Source organism: Pseudoalteromonas sp. SG44-5 (assembly GCF_014164175.1).
In the GTDB taxonomy this organism is placed as follows: Bacteria; Pseudomonadota; Gammaproteobacteria; order Enterobacterales; family Alteromonadaceae; genus Pseudoalteromonas; species Pseudoalteromonas nigrifaciens.
Genome location: NZ_JACJES010000001.1, coordinates 268,902 through 293,058, shown reverse-complemented (window position 1 = coordinate 293,058; position 24,157 = coordinate 268,902). Strand labels below are relative to the sequence as shown.

Below are 24,157 nucleotides of genomic sequence, written 5' to 3'. Positions count from 1 at the left end.
AGTCCAGCGCCTTACAATGCAAACCACAAAGGTATAAAAGCTTACTATGAGCAAATCCACTACAAATGAACCCGTTATTATTATTGGCGGCGGCTTAGCTGGGTTATATAGTGCATACCTGCTACAGCAACGCAATATTCCCTACCTATTATTAGAAGCAAAACCACAGTTAGGCGGGCGAATTGAAGCAGCACATGACACTCACAATAGTGCTATTAGCTTTGATTTAGGCCCTACTTGGATTTTTGATCATCAACCTAAAATTCAACAACTTATCTCGTTATTATGCTTACCTGTATTTGCACAATATACACAAGGCGATGTGTTATATCAGGCAGCGCAAACGCTAAAGCCACAACAAATAGCAGGTGCAGGCGAAATGCACCTACTAAGATTAACAGGCGGCATGTACAGCTTAATTAAAGCCTTGTATGAGCAGCTTAATCCGGCTTCAATCCTAACAGAGCATCACGTCGTTAAATTACATAAACAACAAAATACCTGGCATATAACCGCTAACCACAATGGCAAAGTTAAGCAATTTAGCGCAAAGCAACTAATTGCAGCGCTCCCCCCACGTATGATAACCCAACACTTAACTCCTGATCTTTGGGCTGACCAAACACTTATAAATCGCTTAACTGCAGTGCCTACATGGATGGCAGGCCAAGCTAAATTTATAGCAACTTTTGAACATGCTTTTTGGCGTGATAAAAACTTATCTGGGCAATGCTTTAGCCGTGTTGGGCCATTAGTAGAAGTTCACGATGCAAGCGCCAGTCATAATGGCCACCCCGCCCTATTTGGCTTTATTGGTGTACCTTATTCAACGCGCAGTACAGTAAGCACTGAGCAATTAAAACAAGCGTGTATAGAGCAACTTGCTTATTTTTATGGCGATGAAGTATACGCGGCAACGGGGTATTTTATTAAAGACTGGGCAGCTGACCCCTATGTAGCAAATGAAAATGATAAAACAGGGCCTTCACAACACCCAGAGTTTAACTACTCGGGGCTAAGCTCACAGTTAGCTAACTTAAATATTCATTTTGTTGGCAGTGAATTTGCGCAGCAAGAGGCAGGATATTTAGAAGGTGCAATAAACGCAGCAGATACGGCTATTAATGCTTTAAAAGTTTAATAGCCGTAAAGTTATGCTTATAGCAAAGTAGTATACTACTTTGCTATAAATTAGTTTTCAATAAGCTCTTCGCCTGTACCTAGTAATGTTGCCACCCAGCGGCCTTCGTCACTTGCCTCAAGCCCTATTTTAACTATCATAGTTAAAGGTACCGACAGCAACATACCGACAGAGCCTAATAACCAGCCCCAAAATATCAAAGACAAAAACACCACTAAGGTAGAAAGCCCAAGCCCTTTACCTAAAAATTTAGGCTCTACTATATTACCCATCACAGTATTAATAACTAAATATCCGGCTCCCACTAAACCAGCAACTAAAGGGCCTTGCGTTATAAGTGCCAATAATACCGCAGGTACAGCAGCAATAATTGAACCGATATTTGGAATGTAATTAAACATAAAGGCTAATACACCCCACAATACAAAATAATCGACATCTAAAAACCACAGTAAAGAAGCAGCTAATATACCCGTTCCTAAGCTTACTAAGGTTTTAATGGCTAAATAAGAGTTAATTGAGTCTAAAAAGCGATTAATTTGTTTCATTTTTTTATCAGGATCGTTAAGCGCCGAATGTATTTTATGATTAAGTGACGGCCCTTCAAATAGCATAAAAACCACGGTTAAAATAATTAAAAACATATTCGCCATTACTCCACCTAAGCCGGTGAGCATATTGGTGGCGACATCAACCATTTTACCAGGATCAAACATAGATAATATTTGGTCTTTATTAATTAAAATATTGTACTGCGACGCTATATCAACCAGCCAAACAAACTCTTCTTTTAATTTAACTTTAAACTGCGGAAGTTGCTGCGAAAAATCGTTAACTGACTGCCCGACCAAGCCGCCAAGGCTGACTCCTAGCCCTACAATAATAAGCACCACAAAAATAACAGCAATGCCTTTAGGAATACGATAGCGAGCAAAAAATTTAATTAGCGGGCTGCAAATAATTGCAATAAATGCCGCTAAAATAAAGGGAATAATAATAGCGCTGGCCGACTTGATCCCTGCGAGCACAATAACTAGTGCAGCAAAAATAATTAAGCTTTTATTTACCCCTGTTAAACTTGCCAATATTATGATCCTTATTATTTTTTATTAGGCTTTAGTGTAAGGCAAAAGCTAATAAAATGAAATATTTACTAAGTGATCATAAAACTGCATTACACGTATAAATTTGCAAAACCAAGCACTAGCGAGTATAAATTTTAAACACTTGCTAGCAATTAAAAAATAAGGCTGTGTTATGCATATTTTTATTACTGGAGCTACTGGCTTAATTGGCCAACACCTTTGTCCTTTTTTAACCCATCATCATAGTGTTACTGTGCTAAGCCGTAACCCCACAAAAGCAAACGTACTTTTAGGGCATAAAATAAATGCAGTTACCAACATAGAAGCGGTTGATTTTAATAATGTTGATGTAGTAATTAACCTCGCAGGTGAGCCCATTGTAAATAAACGCTGGAGTGATAAGCAAAAATCGATTATTCGCGATAGCCGCATTGAGCTAACAAAACAAATATCTGCAGCAATCGCTGCATCCAATACCCCACCGCATACGTTTATATCAGGCAGCGCTGTTGGTTTTTATGGTCGCCAAGGCATTACCCCAATTGATGAAGAAAATAATAAACCCCACGATGAGTTTAGCCACCAGCTTTGTAAAGACTGGGAAAACGCAGCATTAGCAGCTCAATCAACTAGTACCCGCGTGTGTTTACTGCGCACAGGTATAGTATTAGCAAAAAAAGGCGGTGCTTTGAGCAAAATGCTACCGGCGTTTAAGCTCTGTTTAGGCGGCCCTATTGCCAATGGCGAGCAAGGTATGTCGTGGATCCATATTGACGATATGACGCAGTTAATATTATTTATTATAAAACATAAAAATATGACTGGGCCTATTAATGCAACGGCACCAAACCCTGTAAGTAGTAAAGTATTTAGCAAAAGTTTAGGTAAGGCGTTATCTCGACCAGCTCTAATTCCTATGCCAGCGCTTGTGTTAAAGCTGTTAATGGGCGAAATGGCTGATCTGCTCATTACCGGACAATATGTTTTCCCCCAAAAAGCATTAGAGCATAACTACCGATTTCATTTTTCTGATATTGATTCGGCATTAGAGAGTTTAGTATAAGCACAGTCATTCAGCATTTATAAATACTTATTTAGTTATAAATACAATGCTTTACAACGATTTTTTAAATTTTATAACAGTATATAATACACGGACGCAGCGAATTGCTCTGCCACTTTATATTTAAGAGTACTTACAACATGCTGCACTTACCAACTATAACTAGCCTATCTTTTATTTTCAACTTACTGATAGGTATACTGTTTACTTCTTTTTACCTGCACAAAAAAACAACTAGCTTTTTGTTATTTGGTGGTGCTTGTATCTCGTTTGCCACTGCTATTTTACTTGTGAGCTTTAAAGAAGAGCTAAACCTCCCATGGCTAACTCACTACCTTGCAAACCTATTTATTATACTGAGCCCACTATTACTTGTAATCGGCTTAAATAAGTTTAACAACAAAGCTGTAGTAAACTTAACGCCTTTGGCTTACCTTTATGGCTTGTGCGCTTTATTACTCGTGTTTGTATACAATCATGTTTTAAGCCAAATATTAACAAGCTTTATTGTTGCCATTTTATTTTTATACGGCGCTTTTATTTTATTAAAAACACACTGCGTTGCTAAATTACAGCAACGATTACTTATAATAGGCTTAGTAACACATAGCTTAGTGATGTTAGGACAAGTTATTTTATTGTTGCTCCCCTTTATAACCTCAAATAATGATGACTTTAAGCCCCAGTTACACATACTATTAATAGCGCACCTTTTTATTACCACACTCTGTGCTTTAATTTTGCCTTTTATTATTTTTGCAAATTCAGAATCTAAGCTGATTAACTTGGCAAACAATGATTCGTTAACGCAATTATTAAATCGCCGCGGATTTTTCTCTACCTGTAAAAACATTAAAGCCAATACAGCCGATAAAAATCATACCCTTGCTTTAATTATGTTAGATATAGATTTTTTTAAACGTGTAAACGATAAATATGGCCATGATGTAGGCGACCAAGCATTAAAATGGATAGCGCAACATATCAGCCAATTATTTATGAATATTGGCATAACAGCGCGAATTGGGGGAGAAGAGTTTGCAGTATTGCTTAATGGTTATACGCTTGAGCAAGCAAATACCTTGGCAGAGCAATTAAGCTTTAATATTCGTCAGCAACCATTTTATTGTAATGATCAATCCATTCCTCTGTCTGTTAGTGCCGGTGTTAGTAGTACCACTATTAACCAGCTAAATTTAAAAGAGCTATTATTACACGCCGACAAACACCTATACCTTGCAAAAGAAACAGGCCGCGACAAAGTAGTTAGCCAATACGATCACACCCTCTTCTCGCAAGCCAACACGTCCGCAATATAATACTTAACCAGAGTTAAGGTTACTAAATAACCTCAACTGCGGATAATAAACCTATCTCAAGCAGCTATTTTCAGCGCTAACTGCGTTGAATTCACTTGCAATAGACCAGCTATTGACGCGTAAATTCGCCTTGTTTTCACTGAAAATCTCTGGCTAGAGAAAATAAAGCTAAATATAACTATGATTCAATACGTTAGTAAATCTCTTAACCAGAGTTAAGGTTACTAAATAAAAAAGCGGCAAAAGCCGCTTTAAATAATTTTTTATAAAATTATATTTATTTAGTTATCCAAGGTGTTACTTTTATAACATCTGCTATATCAGCTAATTCTTTGGTATCGTCTTGCCAATTGTCTGCAACAGCGAAATAGCACACTGATTTTTTACACTCAATGCTTTCATCATCAAAATGCATTGGCTTTTTAAAGGTAACAACTACGCCTTTTTGTTCTGGTAATAAAAACCACATTAATTTGCTAACAAAAAATCCCGATAAATCAGCCAACAGTTCGTCAAGTTCAGTGTGTATAGTAAATAACGACTGTTTAGTAAAGCTTAAACCTTCAAGTTCATTCGCTTCTATTTGTAATTTTAACTGACAGTCATGTACCGGATTTTGCGGTTGCACCACAATAACCGCTTTATCTGTATCAAGTTGCTTATCAAAAGGCAGTAATAATTGCGCTTGTTCGGTGTAATTGAGCGGGTATTCGTTATTTTCGGTTAAAATTGTGCCACTTTTAATTGCACAGGCTTCGTTAGTGCCAATATCGCTAATATAAAAATTAACTCGCGCATATTGAAAATCACCTTTATTAACCACTTTTAAGCGATCGTAAAAGCCATCGTACGACATTACAAACTCTCTAGCAGAGGCATTTAATGCGGTAACACTCAGTAGTGTTAACGACAGTGCTGTCATTATATTTAATACACTTTTATTCATCAAAGTAGGCTCTATTTTGGTTAATCATAGTGTTTAGCTCTTCTATATACGCTTCACCACGCTCTGAATACGACATTAAACCCTGAGTTAATAATGTTGCTGCTATGGGTTGTTGTTCTAAGCGTAGGTTTTCGCGAATAGATCGCAGCTCTTTATAAGCATTATGGGTGTTTATATTTTTAAAGTAAGAACTAACCGCAGCACGCACCGACTTAAACGCAGCCACTTCATGTGCAGCACCGGTATCACGTCTACCAGGGACCATACCGCAGCCTTTTGAATAACACCACTGGCCAAAAAAGTTCAGGCCAATACGTGCAAATCGCGATGTTCCCCACGCAGACTCATTAGCAGCTTGCATTAGGGCTAGTTCTTTAGGGATCACGTCTACACGGCGAAGTGCTTGTTTAAGCGTAAAGCTATCTATTGTTGTGGGTAGGTCGTACGACTTTAATATTTTAACAATATCATTGCTTTGTTTTTCATCTAACGGTAAGTCGTTTTCAAGCATCATTCGAGCAATTTCTAAATTAGCTCGTTGTTGTAAAATCTTTTTATTTTCGGCTTCTACATGCGGTTTAATAAAGTTAAAAAATGCCCGCTTTTTATCTTTTACATCCGCAAACTCAGAAAAATTTGGTAGCGTTACACTGTGCAGCGGTTTTTCTTTTTTCTTTTGCTTTTTAGATTGCTCTGAACTTGTTTGTTCATCTGAACCACTCTCGTCACTTTGTAAAAAAGGAAACGCCAGTGCCCAAATAAAAAGTGCGGCTAATATAAACTTTATAATGTTTTTTAACATGTACTCTCTCAATAAAACTTTAAATTATGTATGGGTAATGCACATACATACGAAGCGTTATTATACCTAAGCCACTTTATAAAGGCGAACTTTCACTAACTGCGCAAATACCGTACAACGTGTGCACTCGCAATTTATAGTTCATGGGTATATTCTAACGTTATTAACTAATTACGAGTCAGTAGTATGGACAAACAGTGGCAAAGCCGAATTATAGAACAATATAAACACCGCCCTAATGATAATCGCTCACCGTGGCAGGTTGATCGCTCACGTATTATTCATGCTGCTGCGTTTAGGCGTCTGCAAGCTAAAACCCAAATTATGGGTATTGGCTTAAACGACTTTTACCGTACTCGCCTTACTCACTCATTAGAAGTGTCGCAAATTGGCACCGGCATACTGCGCCATTTAAAAGTACAACACAGCGAATTTAGCCATTTTCCGTCAACCGGATTACTAGAAACCCTATGCTTAGCCCACGACATTGGCCACCCGCCGTTTGGTCATGGCGGCGAAATTGCACTTAATTATATGATGCGCGATCACGGTGGTTTTGAAGGCAACGCGCAAACACTGCGTATTGTTGCCAAGCTTGAACCATACAGCGACGGCCATGGTATGAACCTTACCCGCCGCACCTTATTGGGCTTTATAAAATACCCTGCATTTATAAATAAGCTTTGGCACACTATCCCTAAAGCAAACCCTGAGCGTGCATTTATTAAAGCAGACGATTGGCGACCAGCTAAAGGCTTATATAACGACGATGCGGCTATATTCAATTGGATAGTAGAGCCCTTGAGTCAAAACGATAAAAGCTTGTTAAGTAACCACACGGCAATAGATAAGTACCGCGCTAAAACCAGCTATAAGTCGCTCGATAGCGCCATAATGGAGCACGCCGACGATATAGCCTATGCGGTACACGACCTAGAAGATGCCATAGCCACCAAAGTACTTACTCTTGATGATTGGCAAACCCATGCTTTACCACAACTGCAGGCGCTTAACTATAGCTGGTTAAACGATATGCTTGAATCACTCACTTTACGACTGTTTTCAAAGCATGATTTTGAGCGCAAAGATGCCATAGGCGAGCTGGTTAATACCTTTATCATTCATATTCATTTAGATGTGCAAAACGAAGCGTTCGAATGCCCTATTTTAAAATACACAGCCAAGCTAGAAACTCAGTACGAAAGTGTACTGCAAATACTTAAACACTTTGTGTTTCAGCGCTTAATTCGCAACCCTAAAATGCAACAAATTGAGTTTAAAGGGCAAAATCTACTGATTGAATTATTTACCGCTTTTGCAAGCGATCCGCTGCGGTTATTACCCGAAACCACGCAAGCCCAGTACATAGAGGCGCAAAAACAAAACCAAGGTATGCGTATTATTTGCGATTACCTCAGTGGTATGAGTGATGAATACGCCTATAAAACCTATCAACGGCTGTTTTCACCTGTTCAATAATGAGTGGCTTATAAACGATTAATAAAAAACCGAGTAAGTTTATTTACTCGGTTTTTTTGTGGTTACTTCACTTTGAAAAAGTCGTAATTAAAGAGACTTAACTCCCATGTTATAAAGCGTAAAGCCATACATATCGGCGTACAAATCAATAATTTTACTCGTTGGTGTGCCTGCACCATGTCCGGCGTTTGTTTCAATACGAATAAGCGTAGGGTTTGTACCCGCTTGTTTAGCTTGTAACTGCGCAGCAAATTTAAATGAGTGCGAAGGCACTACTCTATCGTCATGATCCCCTGTTGTTATCATAGTTGCAGGGTATTCTATGCCCGCTTTTACATTATGCAGCGGTGAGTAGTTTTTTATGTAAGTAAACATTTCTTTGCTTTGCTCACTGGTTCCATAATCGTACGCCCAGCCTGCGCCTGCAGTAAATGTATGGTAACGCAGCATATCGAGTACGCCTACAGCCGGCAGCGCCACTTGAAATAAATCAGGTCGCTGGGTCATAACTGCGCCTACCAATAAGCCACCATTTGAGCCGCCACGCAGAGCTAAGCGCTGTTTAGATGTGTACTTTTTGCTTTGTAAATACTCAGCTGCGGCAATAAAGTCATCAAATACATTTTGTTTTTGTAATTTAGTGCCCGCATTGTGCCACTCTTTCCCGTACTCACCACCACCGCGAATATTGGCGACCGCATACACACCGCCTTGTTCAAGCCAAGCGGCAGTGGTTGGGCTAAAGCTTGGCGTTAAGCTAATATTAAAACCACCATAACCATATAAAATAGTTGGGTTTGAACCATCTAACTTTATACCGTTTTTGTAGGTAATTATCATAGGTACTTTAGTGCCGTCTTTTGAGTTATAAAACACTTGCTCAGAGGTGTAATCGTCACTATTAAAATCAACGCCAGATTTACGATAAACACCCGACTCCCCTGTAGTTACATCAAACGTATAGGTCGTTCCTGGGGTTTTGTAATTGGTAAAAGAGTAATACAGCGTTGTTTGCTCTTTTTTGCCACTAAAGCCACCCGCTGTGCCCACACCCGGCAAGGTAATATCGCGAATTAGCTCTCCCTTTTTGTTGTACTGTTTCACTTTTGAAATAGCATCAACCATGTAATTTGCAAAAAAGGTATCGCCGCCTTTAGTAAGTTTTAATACATTTTTGGTTTCGGGAATAAAGTCTTGCCAGTTTTGCGGGCCAGGATCCGCTGCATCTACCGTCACTACTTTTTGATTTGGGGCATTTAAGTTAGTCACTAAAAACAGCTTACTACCTTCGTTATCAATAACCGATGTATCTGAGTCAGTGTTTCCTACAATAGTCACAAACTCGCTATTTTTTTGAGTTAAGTCTTTAATAAATAGCTTATTACCCGAAGTAGAAGTACTGGCAGAAATAAGTAAATAACGGCCATCATGCGTTACATCTGCTCCTACATAACGATGTTTTTGCTCATCGGTTGCGCCAAATACCAACTTATCGGTTGCTTGATCAGATCCTAAGGTGTGATAGTACACTTTATGCTGATCGGTTTTAGCCGACAACTCACTGCCTTCAGGTTTATCGTAGCTAGAATAGTAAAAACCCTCGTTGCCTAACCAGTCTATGCCACTAAATTTCACATCAACTAAAGCCTGCTCCACTTGCTCTTTAGTTTGCGTGTCTATAATAATAATTTTGCGCCAATCACTGCCGCCTTCCGATATTTGATACGCGAGTAATGAGCCATCTTTTGAAAACGACAACCCCGACATAGACGTAGTGCCATCGTCGCTAAACGTGTTTGGATCTAAAAACACCTCAACGTCACCACCCTCTTTACTGCGATATAAAACATACTGGTTTTGCAGGCCATCGTTTTTATAAAAGTAGGTGTAATCGCCCTCGGTAAAGGGAGCGCCTATTTTTTCGTAGTTCATTAACTTTTCAAGACGCTGCTTTAACTTATCGCGATAAGGAATTTGCTCTAAATACGAAAAGGTTACCTTGTTTTGTGCTTTAACCCAGCTGGCAGTCTCTGCGCTCATATCATCTTCTAACCAGCGATATGGGTCGGCCAGTGTTTCGCCAAAGTAGCTATCTACTACCTCACCCTTTTTAGTTACTGGGTAGCTCACTGAATTTGCTTGGCTCATAGGTGCTTTAACTTCTTTATTAGTTGCGGTATTTGTTGGCTCTGAACAGCCACTAAGTGCTACAAGAACAGCACATGCTAGGGTTTGTTTAAACATTTATCGTTCCATTATTATTGATTTTTAATAGTAGGCCTAAGTTATTAACTTTAAGCAAGTTTGTCTACCTAGATACGTTCAATACCACTTGTCGCTGTAAACAAGTGTAAACTTAGGCTTTAATAAGATTACACAGCATTAATAAATAAGAGCAGTACATGCCCAGCCCTAAATTTAATAGCTTTAAAGCATTTTACCCCTACTACTTAACAGAGCATCGCAATATTACGTGCCGACGCTTGCACTTTATTGGCAGCACTTTAGTACTTTTTGTTATTGGCGTAGCGGTGCTTAAATCGCAATACCCTTTATTGTGGTTGTTACCAGTAATTGGCTATGGTTTTGCCTGGGTTGGGCATTTCTTTTTTGAAAAAAACAGACCCGCTACCTTCAAGCACCCTTTTTACAGTTTGTGGGCCGACTGGGTTATGTTTAAAGATATGCTCATTGGAAAAATAAAGTGGTGAGTTATATCTAGTAAACAATGTAGTGAGTTATAGCTAATAAAATAAATTTCTATCATTAACCCCTCACTTTCAAGTAAACATTATGTTTATTGAATGTTATTCAATTGACTGCCTTTGCTGCTTGGGTATATGTTAAAAGCTGTAATTTTAATTAGCTCAATTGTTACTGCAATTTAACTGAACTAATTTACTGCGTTTTTGAATGAGGGAATCAACATGAATAATAAATTATTATTAAAACTGCAAAAATCAACGCCACTCACTGTGTGCGCGCTAAGCGTATCGGCGGCATTACTGGGCTCTATGTACGCATCTGCTGCTGAGCAAGACACCCAAGCCGAGGCAAATATTGAAAAAATTAGTGTTATTGGCTCGCGCCGACTAGGCCGAACTGTAGAGGACAGCCCAGTTCCAATTGATATTATTGGTGCCGATTCGCTTAAAAACTCAGGCCAAACCGAAACCAACGCCCTGCTTAGTAGCTTACTGCCTAGCTTTAACTTTCCGCAAGCATCACTTACCGATGGTAGTGACCATGTACGCCCAGCTCAACTGCGTGGTTTAGCACCCGATCATACCTTAGTCCTTGTTAATGGTAAGCGCCGTCATAGTAATGCGCTACTTAATTTAAATGGCTCAACGGGTCGAGGCTCATCATCGGTTGATTTAAATGCTATTCCGGCCAATGCTATTGCCCGAATTGAGGTACTGCGTGATGGCGCTGCTGCACAATATGGATCCGACGCAATAGCCGGTGTTATTAATATTGTACTTAAAAGTGCCAGTAGTGGCGGTTCTGTATCGGCTATATATGGCGCAAACATGACCGAAATGGATGGCGTGCCTGAACTTAAATCGGTATCAGAAGATGCCAATGGTAATTTAGCCTTTAACGAAGGGAGCGACCGTTCATTAACCGATGGTCAAACGTTAACACTGCAAGGCAATATGGGATTTGAGCTAGGCGATAACGGTTTTTTAAATATATCTACCGAATATCGCGATCGTCATTCAACCAATCGCTCTGACTACGACCAACGTGAAAACTACGCTCGTTTAGATGATGGCTCCGTAAATGGCGCACTCGATCCACGCGAGTTAACCTGGGATCGCTACAATCATAATTTTGGTAATGGTAATGTAGAAGACTTTTCTGTTTTTTATAACGCAGGATATGAGCTAACAAATAACGCTGAACTGTATTCTTTTGGCTCTTATAGTAAACGTGAAGGCGAAGGTGGAGGTTTTTACCGCCGCGCGCAAGATGATCGTAACGTCACCGAAATTTACCCCGACGGCTTTTTACCGGTTATCACCTCTGATATAAATGACTTTTCTCTCGCATTGGGTGTTAAAGGCTTTGTGAGTGAGTGGAATTACGATGTATCTGCCGTATACGGGCTAGATGACTTTGAATTTGGTGTAATAGATAGCGTAAATACCTCGTATGGGCCAGGCAGCCAAACACGTTTTGATGCCGGTACACTTACCTACGACCAACTTACGCTTAATGTTGATTTTAGCCGCGAGGTTGATGTCGACTTTTTAGCCAGCGGCTTAAACATTGCTGTAGGTGCTGAGTACCGCCGCGAAGGCTACGAAATTCAAGCAGGCGAAGAAGCCTCTTATGCCCAAGGTACATTTGGCCCTGGTGGTGCAGTAACCGATCCAGTGAACGGCCCATTTGGTTCAGCAGGCTCGCAAGTGTTCCCTGGTTTTACCCCTGAATCGGCAAGCGATAACAGCCGCCATAATGTAAGCTTATACGTAGATTTAGAAGCCTACATTACCGACAACTGGAACTTAACCGTTGCAGCGCGTTACGAAGATTACTCTGACTTTGGTGATACCTTAAACGGTAAAATTGCCACACGTTATACACTAACCGAAGATTTAGCGCTGCGCGCCTCAGTATCAACCGGTTTTAGAGCGCCTTCGCTACAGCAACAACATTTTACTTCAGTTGCTACTGTATTTGTTGATGGTGAACCCACACAAACCGGTACTTTTGCACCCAGCAGTAACGTTGCAAAAGCACTCGGATCACCTGGTCTAGATGCCGAAGAAGCCACCAACTATGGAATAGGCTTTACTTGGTCAACCGACTTTAATTTCAGCTTATCGGTAGATTACTATCAAATACTTATTGATGACCGTATTGTACTGTCGAATAACTTATCTGGCGCTGCTATTGCCGATTTACTCGAAGGTACAGGGGCTAATCAAGGACGATTTTTCTTAAACGCTATTGATAGTAAAACTCGCGGTGTTGATGTGGTTGCTTCATATAACCTAATTACAGATAACTACGGCGATGTAGCATTTAATTTAGGCTTTAACTATGGCAAAAACCAAGTAACAGACATTATTGCCCCACCTGCAGAGCTGCAAGGCGCTGGGTTTGATCAAGACAACTTATTTTCTGGTAACGAACTACGTCGCTTTGAAGTAAGTACCCCGCGTAATAAATATAACTTAAGCGCGGTTTGGACTATGGATGATTGGCGCGCCACCTTACGAAATACTCGCTACGGCGAAACCCAAGATCCATCGGATATTGCACAGCGTAACGAAGTTTTAAAACCTAAATGGATCACCGATTTAGATGTAGCCTACGCAGTAACTGACAATGTATCGGTAAGCTTAGGTGCTAATAATATTTTTGATGTATACCCAGATCCAACCCGCGACCTAGTTGATGACGTAACTACATTCTCACGCTTATTTTCGTACTCAAGCTTTTCGCCATTTGGTTTTAATGGCCGCTACGTTTACGGCAAAATAGAAATGAGATTTTAATCCGCTAAGGTGTAAAGCTATTTAACCTAAGCGCTAATTAAATAGCAAAAATACAAAAGCCACCTAATTAAAGTTAATTAGGTGGCTTTTTAGTGGGTTAAATTAAAAACTAAATTTTAGTTAACCAACCGTGTGTATCTGCAGTTTTACCCCATTGAATATCGTTCAATGCTTGGCGCAGGCGCGCCGTAGTTGGGCCAGCTTCGCCGTTACCAACTTGGTATTCTTTATCATTATGAATAAATGTGCCCACTGGTGTTAATACTGCCGCAGTACCCGAAAGTGCTGCTTCAGTGCCCGGTTTAGCTGCGCGCTCTAAAAGCTCAGTAACGCTAAAGTTGCGCTCGCTTACCGTCATACCTAAGTCTTTAGCTATGGTTAAAATACTATTACGGGTAACGCCATGTAAAAACGTGCTATCGAGCGCTTTAGTAATAATTTCGTTGCCATCAATTAAAATAAAGTTAGCTGCACCGGTTTCTTGTACGTCGCCGCCTGGACAAAATAAAATTTGATCAGCCTGATGCTTAGTACGTGCTGCTGAAATTGGTCCTAGTGCACTGGCGTAGTTGCCACCACTTTTTATCATGCCCATGTGCGGCGCACAGCGCATACCATCTTCTTCAAGTAATACGCGCAGTGCCGTTGCACCGCCACTAAAGTAATCACCTACTGGCGATAACAAGGTATATAGCAATGAGCTCATTGAAGGCGCAGCGGCTTTACCAATTGCGGCCTCAGTACCAATATGCGTTGGGCGAATATACATAGATCCCGGTGGTAAAGGCGTTTCATCTGCGTATTGGCGCACAATATCAATAATCATGGTTTTTAGCATCTCGCCATCAACACTTGGTAAACTAAGCAATTCAGAACTCTGCTGCATGCGCGCAATGTTTGCATCCATTCTAAAAATATAGACTGAGCCATCTTCATGGCGAAAGGCTTTTAAGCCTTCAAAACATGTGCTTGAATAATGTAAAACGTGAGCGCCAGGATGCAGTTCAAGCTTATCAGAAGGGACAATTGAGCTTTCGCTCCATTTATTATCAGAAAAACGAGCTTGAATCATCTGCGGCATAAACACAGTACCAAATGCGGCCATTTTAATCTCTCTTGTGTGGTCTATTTTTCTCCATTGTATGACAACCAACTACTACTTAACCATAGCAAAACAGCCTGTTTTTAAATTAATTAGAAGAGTTTTTTGCATGTGGTGGTGGTTATTTAATCAAAAAAGCCATTTGCAACACTTTAATGCAATAATCAGCTAACGCCTTTACGCTAACCGATTATTTAATGCAGGCATTACCGTTACAGCTACTTTATTAATCATTATTTAAAAGAATACCGAAATATACGCTTTAACACCGAGGCATATTGACTAAAAAACCCTCCCGTATTGTAGGCAATGCCTTGTTTTTGCAATACTGCTTGTACTTGCGGTGCCACTTCTTGATAACGCGACGAAGGCATATCTGGAAACAAGTGATGCTCAATTTGAAAACTCAAATGCCCGGTTAATACATGAAACCAACGCGGCCCTTTAATATTTGACGAGCCCAATACTTGGCGGTAATACCACTGCCCTTGGCTTTCGTTTACACAGTCTTGTTCTTTAAAAGTATGGGTTTGCTCAGTAAAGTGACCACAAAATATTATGGTCGACGTCCATAAGTTACGAATTAAATTTGCTACTAAGTTACCCGCTAATACCCACAAAAATAATGGCCCAGCAAGTAACGGAAATATCACATAATCTTTAATTAATTGGCGCGCGCCTTTACTAAAAAAGCGCTGTTTTAAGGTGCTATGCAATACGGCACCATCGCGGTGTGGCTTCTTTTTACCTATAAACACGCGCTCGCCTGCCAGTTCGTGATACGACACTCCCCATTGAAACAGCACACTTAAATTTAAATAGGTTATAAATTGCCACGTGTTTTTTAAACGCCATTTAAAATCGTCACTTAACCTTAATAAGCCATAACCAAAATCGCGGTCTTTACCTATAATATTGGTGTATGTGTGGTGCTCAAAGTTATGCACTCGGTGCCAACTTTGTCCATCGCAGGCTATGTCCCATTCATATTGCTGTGAATTAAGCTGCTTGTCGTTCATCCAATCGTACTGGCCATGCATTACATTGTGGCCAATTTCCATATTATCTAAAATTTTAGCAAGGGCGAGTAACAGCACACCTACAACCCAAAGTAATGGCACAATAAAACCAAGCATAAGTAAAATACGCCCGCTCCATTCGCATACTCGCTGTTTACGTACAACAGCGCGAATATAATCAGCATCTTGCTGGCCTACTTTGCCAAGGGTGTCCATTTTTATGGCATTTAATTCTTTTTCTAATTGCTCAAAGTTAATGGTTTTCATAATTGTAGCTCCAAATCACTTACCGCTTGGCTTACGCAAAGTTGAATTAACTGCTCGCCGCTATCACTTAATTCACCGGTTTTTAAATTGCGTACCACGCCCGACTTTTTAATACATTGGCACTGATGGCAAATACCAATGCCGCAACCACGTTTAACGGGTAGCTTTTTTTCTTCAAACTGAGTTAGCAAAACATCGTTGCCCAATACCACATGCGCGCCACTGTTAATTTTTACATTAAATTGGCTGTCGTCTTTTAAGCGCGGCAACGCTAAACCAAATGCCTCTTGGTAATAATTTAAATCATGCTTTTTAGCAAAGTCACTCACCGTTTGCATAAAGGCTGCAGGACCACAGCAATAAATATCGGGGTTTTCCCATGGTTTAATATTGCAGGTTATATCGCTTGATTGCTCGCGCGTTAATAATAAAAACGAAAAATGCGCAAACTGCGCCGCCAGTTCACCCAACTCATCAACACATTGATGCTCAGTTACTTTTGCGTAATACACTAACAACACCTTTTGCGTGGTTTGGCTTAGGTAATCATCAAGCATAGCCAGTATGGGGGTAATGCCCGACCCACCAGCAATAAAAGTGGCCGGTGTATGTGTGCTTTTAAATACAAAGTCGCCGTTTGGCGCAGAAATACTGCACCACAAACCCGCTTTTAAGGTGTTATTTAGTAAACTTGTAAAACGCCCTTGTGGATTTGTTTTGATTAGTAAACGCACTAACCCTGTATTTTTAAATTGCTGAGCGCTTGAAGCCACAGTAAAAACACGCGTTAATAATCGCCCGTTAATTTCAAGGGTTAAACTTATATGCTGCCCAGCAGTATGCTTAGGCCATTGCTTACTTGGTTTAAGTTGCACACTTAAAAAATTGCCATTAAGGGTAACTGCGGCAACTACTTGCGCTCTATATTGCCCTGCGCGCCATGCGGGTTTAAACATCTGCATAATTGGCTCTATATAACTGGCAAAACTTTGATGGTGTAAAAACCATTTTGAAAATTGATCTAATATTTGCGTGATCATAAGCACTTAATTCTCTATTGCGATTCAAAACACTTTAGGCTTACACGTGTGCGCCCAAACTTTCAGCGCACAAGTGTACGCTCAATATTTGTGATTTCAACCCTGTTAGAGTAATTATTCAATATTTAGCTGCAGGACTAATTTATACTTTAATAATCGATTTTCCACGCGGCATCGTATGTATACTCAATCAAGCAAATACATTAAAAGTAATTAAGAGAGTAAGCATGTTTTCGATATTTAAATCAGATCCAAGCAAAAAACTACGCAAAGAGTACGACGCAAAATTAGAGCAAGGCATGCAGGCACAGCGTAAAGGCGATATTAAAAGCTACGCTATGTTAAGCGCCGAGGCCGAAAAAATTTGGAGTGAAATAGAAAAAATAAACGCTAAAAAGTAATATACTTCTTAGCGTTGAAGAAAGATTATTACAAATCGTTTTTAGGCTGTTTTAGCTGCTTGTCGTGTACTTTAGAAAGTACTAACAGCGAGCAAATAGCACCTAATAGTGCTAATCCCATATCTGATTGGGTATCCCAAATATAACCTTGGGTGCCTAAAAACGCTTCGGCATTTTCGCCGCTCAACAATGCCACCCACCACTCTAGTAGCTCATAAAAAGCACTAAAGGCTAAGCATATCGAAATAATAAACGTAATGAGCCACCCTTTGCCATTAACTGCATTTTTACGCAGTAAAATTTCGCGTGCTAATAATGCAGGTACAAAGCCCTGAAAAAAATGCCCTACTTTGTCGTAGTTATTTCGCCCACTGCCAAATAAATTATCGAATAGCGGTACTTCAGCATAGGTGTAATGGCCGCCTACCATCAACACAATACAATGCGCTAAAATAAACCAATATAAAATAGGGGTTAACTTAAATTGTTTATAGGTGCCAAGCATAATTACCACACCAATAATGGCTGGTAGCACTTCTAAAAACCAAGTAAATTGATCTTTTGGGTTTATGCCCGACCAGATCAGCACGCTAAAAAATAATCCGAGCCATATATACTTTATTATCATTTTTATACTCAACTATAGCTTTCTTGAATTTTGGTATTATTTAAAGTTAACTTTAGCTGTTAAACGGTTAAATAAACGCGGAAAAAAGCGTTTAATGGTAGGAGCCCAACCACTTAAGCCTTGGCCAACAATCACTTCATCTTTTTTGCTATTAATAGCGTTAATCATTTTTGATGCGGCTACTTTAACATCCATGCCATTTTCTATAGCTTGCTCAGATTTATTTTGTGCAACACCTTGCGGGTTTAATGAGTTGTGCGCAATCGCGGTTTTTATAAAACCTGGGCAAATTGTTAAACAATGAATGTTATGCTCTTTTACTTCTGCGCGCAGGCAATCCATAAACCCCACCACAGCAAATTTAGTGCCTGAGTAACCGGTTCTTAGTTTAGAGCCTACCTTTCCTGCCACACTACTTATAGCTACAACCGAGCCACTTTTTCTTGCAACCATAGAGGGCAGTACCGCTTTAGTTAATGCCACTAAACCAAAATAGTTAACCTCCATTAATTGGCGGTACACTTTAAAGTCGTTTTCTAAAAATAAGCTACGCTGCGATATGCCACCGTTATTAATTAAAATATCGATTGCGGGCAACTCATTTATTGCCGCGGTAACTTTACTTAATACTTCTTCGGGCTTTGCTAAATCGAGTGGCAATATTAAATGCCCTTCTCCTTTTAGTTCAGCCTTAAGCGCTGTCAGTTTTTCAACATTACGCGCCGATAAAATAACGCTAGCACCTAGCTCTGCAAACTGTATTGCCAGCTCCTTACCTATGCCCGATGACGCACCGGTGATCCACACTGTTTTATTATTATAATTCATACTTTGTTACCGTATTTTTATGCTTTAGTTACAGCAGGTTAGTTATTGTTTTTATGGCTTAGTTGGGCCGGCAATATCGGTTACTTGCTGCTCTAGCTTTTTATAGCAGCCCAACATAAATAATAGCTCTGCAGTTACATACAAAGGGCCAATAATAAGCCCCGATATATCATCTATAAACGCGGGTTTTTTACCTTCAAAATAATGGCCAGCAAACTGTAAAATCCAACCAAACACAAACAGCCCTACACTAATCGTTAACCAAGGCGTAAATGCCATGGCTACAATAGGTTGCGCACCCACAAGTAATATAGTTAATAGCACAGCCATAATAAGACCCAACGACACACTCAACATTAAATAATACACAACTGATACAAATACAATAAGTTGTCCGCCATCTATAACAAGGCCTCCCAACGGGATCTGAATGCGCGCCAATAAGCACAATACGGCAAATACAATGAGCGGAATGCCTAACAGGTGGGTGAGTACATTGCGTTTTGAGCGGTGATAAAGCCCGTAGTTACCTAGTTGCTGCTGCAGGGTTTTCATTAGTAATCCTTGTTTATTTTTGTTATAAGTTTTTACCTTAGCAAAAGTAAGCACAATAACAATGTAAACTATTCAATATTATGTAAATTAAATAAGTGCAAAAATTATTTTTCCCGGCTCATGCTGAGGTTTCATATCCATTCGATCGCGCCCTTGTTGGTATTCTTGCTCAAGCATTTTTTCAAGTTCGTTAATTTTATCTGCAATTACATCAAGATCAGCGCCTTGCGCTTGTAACTCTTTAGTCAGCTCCTCTATTGCCGCTTTTAGCTCGTCTATTTTGTCTTTATTTACACCTAAACGCTGATAAACAAGCGCTTCTTGAGCTTTTTCTAAAAATGATTGCTCTTTAGGGGCTGAGTTTATGCCTTTAACATCACCTGCTTTTTCATCAATGGGGGGATTGATTGCCGCAACTTCGCTTGGGCTTGCCGCTTTAGTTACACTAGAGGAGTTATAGTTACTGTATTGATTTTTAAACGTTATTGTTGTCATTAGCTCAAATCCATTGTTGCGTTACAAGCTATGCAGCAATTTTAGTTCCAACTAAGTAAAAAAGCCCTAACAAAATCTAAACTTAAACCTTACTTAGCTTTATTTAAAATAAAAGCAAAATAATAAATAGTTAGAGCTAAGTATTATGGGTGTTTTTATAACCATGTATTGATAGCAATATAACTATTATAAGTAGTTATATTGCAACATAACGACTGCTTATTTAATTTAAGTTTTAGGTTCTAAATGTAATCTATGGAGTTCATTACGCACCCATTTTGTATCGAGGTAATGCTCTAAATTAGCTTGGGCAAACTTTAAAAAGCTGCGCGCTGCGTGCGAAATGTGTCTGTCGGTACGCATTACAAAGTACCATTGGCTGGCTATATCGGTGTCGATCACATGCAGTTTTGTATAGCTATTATCACCTTTTGGTAAAACATGATGCGACAGCAAGCTAATACCCATACCCGACGACACTGCAACCCGTATGGCTTCGTTACTCGCCATTTTAACGCCGTCGCTAAGTACTAAGCCCCTACTTTGTAGCTCACTTTCAAATAGCATACGTGTGGCAGAACCATTTTCACGCAGTAAAAATCGATATGGCATTAAGTCCGCCAACGTTACGTTTTTTTTATTCAATAGAGGATGATTATTAGGCACTATAAATTCTAATGGATTATGTAAAAACCGAGCAGCTTGGGCTTGCTCTAACGATGGTGGGTGGCTAAAAACGTAAATGTCGTCTTCTCCACGCTCAAAGCGAGCTAATACCTCTTCGCGATTGCCAATTTCAAGCGGTAACTCTACATGCGGATGCAAATTACTATAAGGGCCGAGTAATTTAGGTAAAATATATTGCGCCGTATTTACCATGGCAATTTTACATCGGCCTCGCTCGCCTCCACGTAATTCGGCTAAAAAATCTTGGTAATCTTCAAAATGAGCAAACACCTGCTTGCAGGTTCTAAATAGCTCAAGGCCAGCCTCGGTTACCTGTAACTTTTGCTGTTGCATAGTTATTAGTGGCTCTCCTATTTCTTCTTGTAAGCGCTTTATTTGAAGTGAAACAGTAGGTTGCGTTAAATAAAGCTGCCTTGCTGTTTCACTTAACGAGCGGGTTTTTACTACACTCATAAATACTTCTAGTAATCTAAACGATATATGCCTTAAATCCATACCCACCTCATAGATAGTTATCTATATATAACTACTGTTCATTTTATTATTTACTATACAAAGTTTTCTCTACAATAGCGCCACTTAATTTTATAGCTAGGAAACACCGTGCCCGATATTGTTGTTATGTTTTTTATATTAGGTTTAATCGCCGGACTTATACACTCTGATCTTGCTATACCCAAAGCCACTTACGAAACCCTAAGCTTACTGCTAATGCTTACTATTGGTTTAAAAGGCGGTATGGTTTTACACGGTAATTTAAATTGGCAGCTACTCCCTGAAATGGGGGCCATTATGCTGCTTGGGGGGCTTATTCCTTTAATGCTGTACCCTATTTTAAAGTACGTTATTACACTTTCTCATGCTAATAGTGCCAGTATTGCGGCGCATTATGGCTCTGTTAGTGCGGGTACATTTGCTGTTGCGATTGCCTACGCAGAGTCGTCTAGTTTGGTTGTAGGCGCTGAAGTAACTTTGTATTTAGTGATGCTAGAGCTGCCGGCCATTATTGTTGGCCTGCTAATATATAGAAAATTTAATAAAGAAAGTGCGCCAGCTAAAAAGCTGTCTTTAAAAGCGGTTTGGCACGAAGCGCTAACCAATAAAAGCGTTATTTTACTCGTTGGCGGTGTAATTATTGGCATAATGTATGGCACGCAACAAGGTAGCCAAGTTACCAGCTTATTAACTAACGGCTTTAAGGTTGTACTGGCATTATTTTTACTTGAAATGGGTTTAACCGCAGCGCAAACTTTGCGCCCTGTGCCTTGGCATCATTGGAAGTTAGCTTTATTTGCTATTATTACCCCTTTATTTTTGGGCACGCTTGGCGTAGCAGTCGGTACACTTTTACACCTGGAAATGGGTTCAATTGTAGTTTTAGGGAGCCTAGTTGCCAGTGCCTCATACATTGCAGCGCCTGCAGCCATAAAAGCCGCTATTCCAGAAGCGAATATTGGCCTTGCTATGCTGTGCTCTTTAGGTATTACCTTTCCGTTTAATGTTTTAATAGGTATTGGTTTGTATCATCAATTAGCGCTGCTAATGCAGTAATCAAACGTTTAGTTTTAACTCAGCTGCATAAATTAAAACCGCTCGTTTACAACACATAAAAGTAATCGTTTTAAAGGCTGTTACTTTTATTTGTTGTGCCGCAACTGTTTATAACTTAAAAACACTTACTAATGGTTTGCTCAATAGCTTAAACTTATTGCTCTTATCGCATTAAACCAAGCAAATAAAATAACAAAAACCATACAATTTTAATACGTTTAAAACACAAACACGTCGCAATTGTGCGCTTATTTTACGTAATTGGGCACTTAAAAATTTATTTTCATTGATTAATAAAAAATCACTTTACTTCCTTTCAAAAGAGTCCTACATTCGCCGCAAAATCAACCAACATTAAATAATCGCCCTAAAACATAGTCGGTAAACAGCGTTTATTTATGACCTTAAAATCGGATAATTCTAATGATAGAATTCGTTGCTACTAGCAAGTCAAATAACCCGTTAGCACCTGTTATCGGTTTGTCTTTTTTTGCTATAGCTTCTGGCTTTTTAATGAGCCTGATCCCGCTATCGCTATCGGCATTTAAACTCGATGTAGATCTTGCCCCATGGCTAGCGAGTGTATTTTATTTTGGCTTACTTATTGGCGCTACATGCATTGAACGCATAGTAGTAAAAATAGGCCACAGGTTTGCTTTTATTTTATTTCTTAGTTTATTAATTTTAAGTGTTCTTGCTCAGCTAGTTATGCCTAAAGCTGGGGTTTGGTTAATGGCGCGTTTTGTTGCCGGTATGGCCGTTGCAGGTGTATTTGTGGTGGTTGAATCGTGGTTATTAATGACCAACACGCCTAAAGCTCGTGCTAAACGTTTAGGCCTTTACATGACCTCGCTTTATGGCGGCAGCGCAGTAGGCCAACTTGCTATAGCACCGCTAGGCACGGTAGGCGCTGTGCCCTACTTATTTGTAGTTGGTTTATTATTGCTAGCAATTTTAGCACCGCTATTAATTACATCAGGCCAACCAGATAGCCAAGAGCTACAAAAACTGCCATTAAAAGAAATTAAAACCCTTAGCCGTCCAGCAATATTAGGTTGCTTAGCGTCGGGGCTATTACTGGGGCCAATTTACGGATTAATGCCTGTATATATCGCAGCACAAAGCGAGCAAGCTCAATACACAGGTTTGCTAATGGCAATTATTATTCTTGGCGGCATGTTAGTACAGCCACTTGTAAGTTACTTATCTACTCGTATGGGTAAAAACTTACTCATGGCAATGTTTTGCTTTTTAGGTGCAGCAAGTGTGTTAGGTATATTGCAAGCAACCAGCTTTAGCGGCTTAGTTGTTAGCTATTTAGTGTTAGGGGCAGCAAGCTTTGCACTTTATCCTATTGCCATTACGCTCGCCTGCGACTCTTTGCCTATGGCTAAAATTGTATCAGCAACCGAAATCATGCTTTTAAGCTACAGCCTAGGCTCTGTGCTAGGCCCAATGCTTGCAGCTAACTTCTCTGATGCAAGCGATGGTATTTTACTTTATTTAGGTGGCTGCTTAGCCACCACCTGTATTTACATGCTAATTAAAAGCATGAAAGACATTCCAACAGGCAGTACACCCGTTGCAGGCTAAGCTAGCAACCACATAAATTAGTAATACAAAAATGCCGCTCAGTAAAATGAGCGGCATTTTTTGTTGTTCACAATTAATAATAATACTTTATAAAGGCATCGCCCTTTTTAATCTTTGCTATTTAATGCTTCTTATAAAGATAGCTCTTGTTTAGCGCGCGTTAAGTTATGTGATACAAGTGCGTTTTTATTAAGCTGCACTGCCTCGTATAAATCAGCGATTGCAGCAGTCTCGTTATTTGCTTTTAAACGTGCAACACCACGGTTACTTAACGCGTACGATGTAAGCTGGCGTAGTTTAAATTTAGAGCCTTGTGCATTATTTAATAGTGCAATTGCTTGTGTACACACGGCTTCAGCTTCAGCGTAATTTTTTGACTTAACGTTAAGCGCACAGCTGTTAAACGATTGCTCCAACTGCTGTGGTGCAGTTGCGGTTTCAATAACCATTAATTTGTAATCACTTTGCTCAGCCATTGCAGCAGCTGAACATGTAAGTAGTGAGCTAAGAGCGATAGTTTTGATAAGTGTTAATTTCATGGTCATAGTCCTATTAGTTAAGTCGTGCTTGTTGCCGACAACTGAACTTTAGAGAATTAACACAAAATCGACAAACGATTAAAATAAACTCGATAGGTGAATAAAAC

At 39.7% G+C, this 24,157-nt stretch carries 22 protein-coding genes; 9 read left to right on the top strand and 13 right to left on the bottom strand.

All coding sequences use genetic code 11. From position 1 onward, the window contains the following. Window positions 1-46: 46 nt before the first annotated feature. Entirely contained in the window at window positions 47-1,141 is a 1,095-nt protein-coding gene (locus H5079_RS01420) for an FAD-dependent oxidoreductase (protein ID WP_011327963.1), read from the top strand. A gap of 50 nt (window positions 1,142-1,191) precedes the next feature. Here H5079_RS01420 and H5079_RS01415 read toward each other — a convergent pair whose 3' ends face one another. Beyond that, complete coding sequence (locus H5079_RS01415) at window positions 1,192-2,226, bottom strand: AI-2E family transporter (RefSeq protein ID WP_182683266.1); 1,035 nt, start codon at window positions 2,224-2,226, stop codon at window positions 1,192-1,194. 172 nt (window positions 2,227-2,398) lie between these two features. Between H5079_RS01415 and H5079_RS01410 the strand changes: the two genes are divergently transcribed. Then, window positions 2,399-3,289, top strand: coding sequence for a TIGR01777 family oxidoreductase (locus tag H5079_RS01410; protein WP_182683265.1), 891 nt, complete (start codon window positions 2,399-2,401; stop codon window positions 3,287-3,289). A 140-nt stretch (window positions 3,290-3,429) separates the two neighbouring features. After that, complete coding sequence (locus H5079_RS01405) at window positions 3,430-4,608, top strand: GGDEF domain-containing protein (protein ID WP_182683264.1); 1,179 nt, start codon at window positions 3,430-3,432, stop codon at window positions 4,606-4,608. Window positions 4,609-4,885: 277 nt separating this feature from the next. Here the strand turns inward: H5079_RS01405 and H5079_RS01400 are convergent, their stop codons facing one another. After that, the gene (locus tag H5079_RS01400) at window positions 4,886-5,554 is read right to left on the bottom strand and encodes a DUF2987 domain-containing protein (RefSeq protein ID WP_041454402.1); all 669 of its coding nucleotides are present in this window, start codon (window positions 5,552-5,554) and stop codon (window positions 4,886-4,888) included. Next, entirely contained in the window at window positions 5,547-6,356 is an 810-nt protein-coding gene (locus H5079_RS01395; RefSeq protein WP_182683263.1) for a glucosaminidase domain-containing protein, read from the bottom strand. Before H5079_RS01395 ends, H5079_RS01400 begins: the two co-directional genes overlap by 8 nt. A 186-nt stretch (window positions 6,357-6,542) precedes the next feature. Here H5079_RS01395 and H5079_RS01390 point away from each other — a divergent pair, with 186 nt between their 5' ends. Next, window positions 6,543-7,835, top strand: coding sequence for an anti-phage deoxyguanosine triphosphatase (locus H5079_RS01390; protein ID WP_182683262.1), 1,293 nt, complete (start codon window positions 6,543-6,545; stop codon window positions 7,833-7,835). Between the two features lie 87 nt (window positions 7,836-7,922). Here H5079_RS01390 and H5079_RS01385 read toward each other — a convergent pair whose 3' ends face one another. After that, a complete protein-coding gene (locus tag H5079_RS01385) occupies window positions 7,923-10,079 on the bottom strand; it encodes a prolyl oligopeptidase family protein (RefSeq protein ID WP_182683261.1) in 2,157 nt (718 codons plus the stop codon). 158 nt (window positions 10,080-10,237) lie between these two features. On the opposite strand from H5079_RS01385, the gene H5079_RS01380 reads away from it, so the two are divergent. Together H5079_RS01380 and H5079_RS01375 are read left to right on the top strand one after the other, a co-directional pair. After that, window positions 10,238-10,546, top strand: a complete 309-nt coding sequence (locus H5079_RS01380; protein ID WP_182683260.1) for a DUF962 domain-containing protein — start codon at window positions 10,238-10,240, stop codon at window positions 10,544-10,546. A 216-nt stretch (window positions 10,547-10,762) separates the two neighbouring features. Beyond that, complete coding sequence (locus H5079_RS01375; protein ID WP_182683259.1) at window positions 10,763-13,345, top strand: TonB-dependent siderophore receptor; 2,583 nt, start codon at window positions 10,763-10,765, stop codon at window positions 13,343-13,345. A 109-nt stretch (window positions 13,346-13,454) separates the two neighbouring features. Here H5079_RS01375 and H5079_RS01370 read toward each other — a convergent pair whose 3' ends face one another. The 3 genes from H5079_RS01370 to H5079_RS01360 all read right to left on the bottom strand — a co-directional run bounded on the left by H5079_RS01370 (window position 13,455) and on the right by H5079_RS01360 (window position 16,773). Next, window positions 13,455-14,456, bottom strand: a complete 1,002-nt coding sequence (locus H5079_RS01370; protein WP_254910712.1) for a branched-chain amino acid aminotransferase — start codon at window positions 14,454-14,456, stop codon at window positions 13,455-13,457. Window positions 14,457-14,680: 224 nt separating this feature from the next. Continuing rightward, entirely contained in the window at window positions 14,681-15,733 is a 1,053-nt protein-coding gene (locus H5079_RS01365; protein WP_182683258.1) for an acyl-CoA desaturase, read from the bottom strand. Continuing rightward, window positions 15,730-16,773 carry a flavin reductase family protein gene (locus tag H5079_RS01360; protein ID WP_182683257.1) on the bottom strand — a complete coding sequence of 348 codons (1,044 nt, stop codon included), beginning with the start codon at window positions 16,771-16,773 and terminating at the stop codon, window positions 15,730-15,732. The genes H5079_RS01365 and H5079_RS01360 overlap by 4 nt, the downstream gene beginning before the upstream one ends. Window positions 16,774-17,000: 227 nt before the next feature. Between H5079_RS01360 and H5079_RS01355 the strand changes: the two genes are divergently transcribed. Then, a complete protein-coding gene (locus H5079_RS01355; RefSeq protein WP_182683256.1) occupies window positions 17,001-17,174 on the top strand; it encodes a DUF6435 family protein in 174 nt (57 codons plus the stop codon). A gap of 28 nt (window positions 17,175-17,202) precedes the next feature. Here the strand turns inward: H5079_RS01355 and H5079_RS01350 are convergent, their stop codons facing one another. The 5 genes from H5079_RS01350 to H5079_RS01330 form a co-directional block, all read right to left on the bottom strand. Continuing rightward, window positions 17,203-17,796, bottom strand: a complete 594-nt coding sequence (locus H5079_RS01350; RefSeq protein ID WP_182683338.1) for a DUF2238 domain-containing protein — start codon at window positions 17,794-17,796, stop codon at window positions 17,203-17,205. 42 nt (window positions 17,797-17,838) lie between these two features. Further along, the gene (locus H5079_RS01345) at window positions 17,839-18,630 is read right to left on the bottom strand and encodes an SDR family oxidoreductase (protein WP_089368159.1); all 792 of its coding nucleotides are present in this window, start codon (window positions 18,628-18,630) and stop codon (window positions 17,839-17,841) included. Between the two features lie 51 nt (window positions 18,631-18,681). Beyond that, on the bottom strand, window positions 18,682-19,185 hold the full coding sequence (locus tag H5079_RS01340) for a DUF962 domain-containing protein (protein ID WP_182683255.1): 504 nt from the start codon (window positions 19,183-19,185) through the stop codon (window positions 18,682-18,684). Between the two features lie 87 nt (window positions 19,186-19,272). Then, entirely contained in the window at window positions 19,273-19,680 is a 408-nt protein-coding gene (locus H5079_RS01335) for a hypothetical protein (protein ID WP_086994199.1), read from the bottom strand. A gap of 228 nt (window positions 19,681-19,908) precedes the next feature. Then, the gene (locus tag H5079_RS01330; protein ID WP_089368156.1) at window positions 19,909-20,862 is read right to left on the bottom strand and encodes a LysR substrate-binding domain-containing protein; all 954 of its coding nucleotides are present in this window, start codon (window positions 20,860-20,862) and stop codon (window positions 19,909-19,911) included. A 108-nt stretch (window positions 20,863-20,970) separates the two neighbouring features. Between H5079_RS01330 and H5079_RS01325 the strand changes: the two genes are divergently transcribed. Together H5079_RS01325 and H5079_RS01320 are read left to right on the top strand one after the other, a co-directional pair. Beyond that, the gene (locus H5079_RS01325; protein WP_182683254.1) at window positions 20,971-21,918 is read left to right on the top strand and encodes a sodium-dependent bicarbonate transport family permease; all 948 of its coding nucleotides are present in this window, start codon (window positions 20,971-20,973) and stop codon (window positions 21,916-21,918) included. Window positions 21,919-22,341: 423 nt separating this feature from the next. After that, entirely contained in the window at window positions 22,342-23,511 is a 1,170-nt protein-coding gene (locus H5079_RS01320) for an MFS transporter (RefSeq protein ID WP_011327942.1), read from the top strand. Between the two features lie 131 nt (window positions 23,512-23,642). Here H5079_RS01320 and H5079_RS01315 read toward each other — a convergent pair whose 3' ends face one another. Further along, window positions 23,643-24,050 carry a hypothetical protein gene (locus H5079_RS01315; RefSeq protein ID WP_011327941.1) on the bottom strand — a complete coding sequence of 136 codons (408 nt, stop codon included), beginning with the start codon at window positions 24,048-24,050 and terminating at the stop codon, window positions 23,643-23,645. Window positions 24,051-24,157 lie beyond the last annotated feature (107 nt).

Bases quoted from the DNA above. Each gene is read 5' to 3' on its own strand.
- H5079_RS01335 (WP_086994199.1), bottom strand. From the start codon at position 19,680: ATGACAACAATAACGTTTAAAAATCAATACAGTAACTATAACTCCTCT.
- H5079_RS01385 (WP_182683261.1), bottom strand. From the start codon at position 10,079: ATGTTTAAACAAACCCTAGCATGTGCTGTTCTTGTAGCACTTAGTGGC.
- H5079_RS01365 (WP_182683258.1), bottom strand. From the start codon at position 15,733: ATGAAAACCATTAACTTTGAGCAATTAGAAAAAGAATTAAATGCCATA.
- H5079_RS01330 (WP_089368156.1), bottom strand. From the start codon at position 20,862: ATGGATTTAAGGCATATATCGTTTAGATTACTAGAAGTATTTATGAGT.
- H5079_RS01320 (WP_011327942.1), top strand. From the start codon at position 22,342: ATGATAGAATTCGTTGCTACTAGCAAGTCAAATAACCCGTTAGCACCT.
- H5079_RS01355 (WP_182683256.1), top strand. From the start codon at position 17,001: ATGTTTTCGATATTTAAATCAGATCCAAGCAAAAAACTACGCAAAGAG.
- H5079_RS01400 (WP_041454402.1), bottom strand. From the start codon at position 5,554: ATGAATAAAAGTGTATTAAATATAATGACAGCACTGTCGTTAACACTA.
- H5079_RS01360 (WP_182683257.1), bottom strand. From the start codon at position 16,773: ATGATCACGCAAATATTAGATCAATTTTCAAAATGGTTTTTACACCAT.
- H5079_RS01395 (WP_182683263.1), bottom strand. From the start codon at position 6,356: ATGTTAAAAAACATTATAAAGTTTATATTAGCCGCACTTTTTATTTGG.
- H5079_RS01315 (WP_011327941.1), bottom strand. From the start codon at position 24,050: ATGAAATTAACACTTATCAAAACTATCGCTCTTAGCTCACTACTTACA.
- H5079_RS01420 (WP_011327963.1), top strand. From the start codon at position 47: ATGAGCAAATCCACTACAAATGAACCCGTTATTATTATTGGCGGCGGC.
- H5079_RS01375 (WP_182683259.1), top strand. From the start codon at position 10,763: ATGAATAATAAATTATTATTAAAACTGCAAAAATCAACGCCACTCACT.
- H5079_RS01390 (WP_182683262.1), top strand. From the start codon at position 6,543: ATGGACAAACAGTGGCAAAGCCGAATTATAGAACAATATAAACACCGC.
- H5079_RS01345 (WP_089368159.1), bottom strand. From the start codon at position 18,630: ATGAATTATAATAATAAAACAGTGTGGATCACCGGTGCGTCATCGGGC.
- H5079_RS01340 (WP_182683255.1), bottom strand. From the start codon at position 19,185: ATGAAAACCCTGCAGCAGCAACTAGGTAACTACGGGCTTTATCACCGC.
- H5079_RS01410 (WP_182683265.1), top strand. From the start codon at position 2,399: ATGCATATTTTTATTACTGGAGCTACTGGCTTAATTGGCCAACACCTT.
- H5079_RS01405 (WP_182683264.1), top strand. From the start codon at position 3,430: ATGCTGCACTTACCAACTATAACTAGCCTATCTTTTATTTTCAACTTA.
- H5079_RS01380 (WP_182683260.1), top strand. From the start codon at position 10,238: ATGCCCAGCCCTAAATTTAATAGCTTTAAAGCATTTTACCCCTACTAC.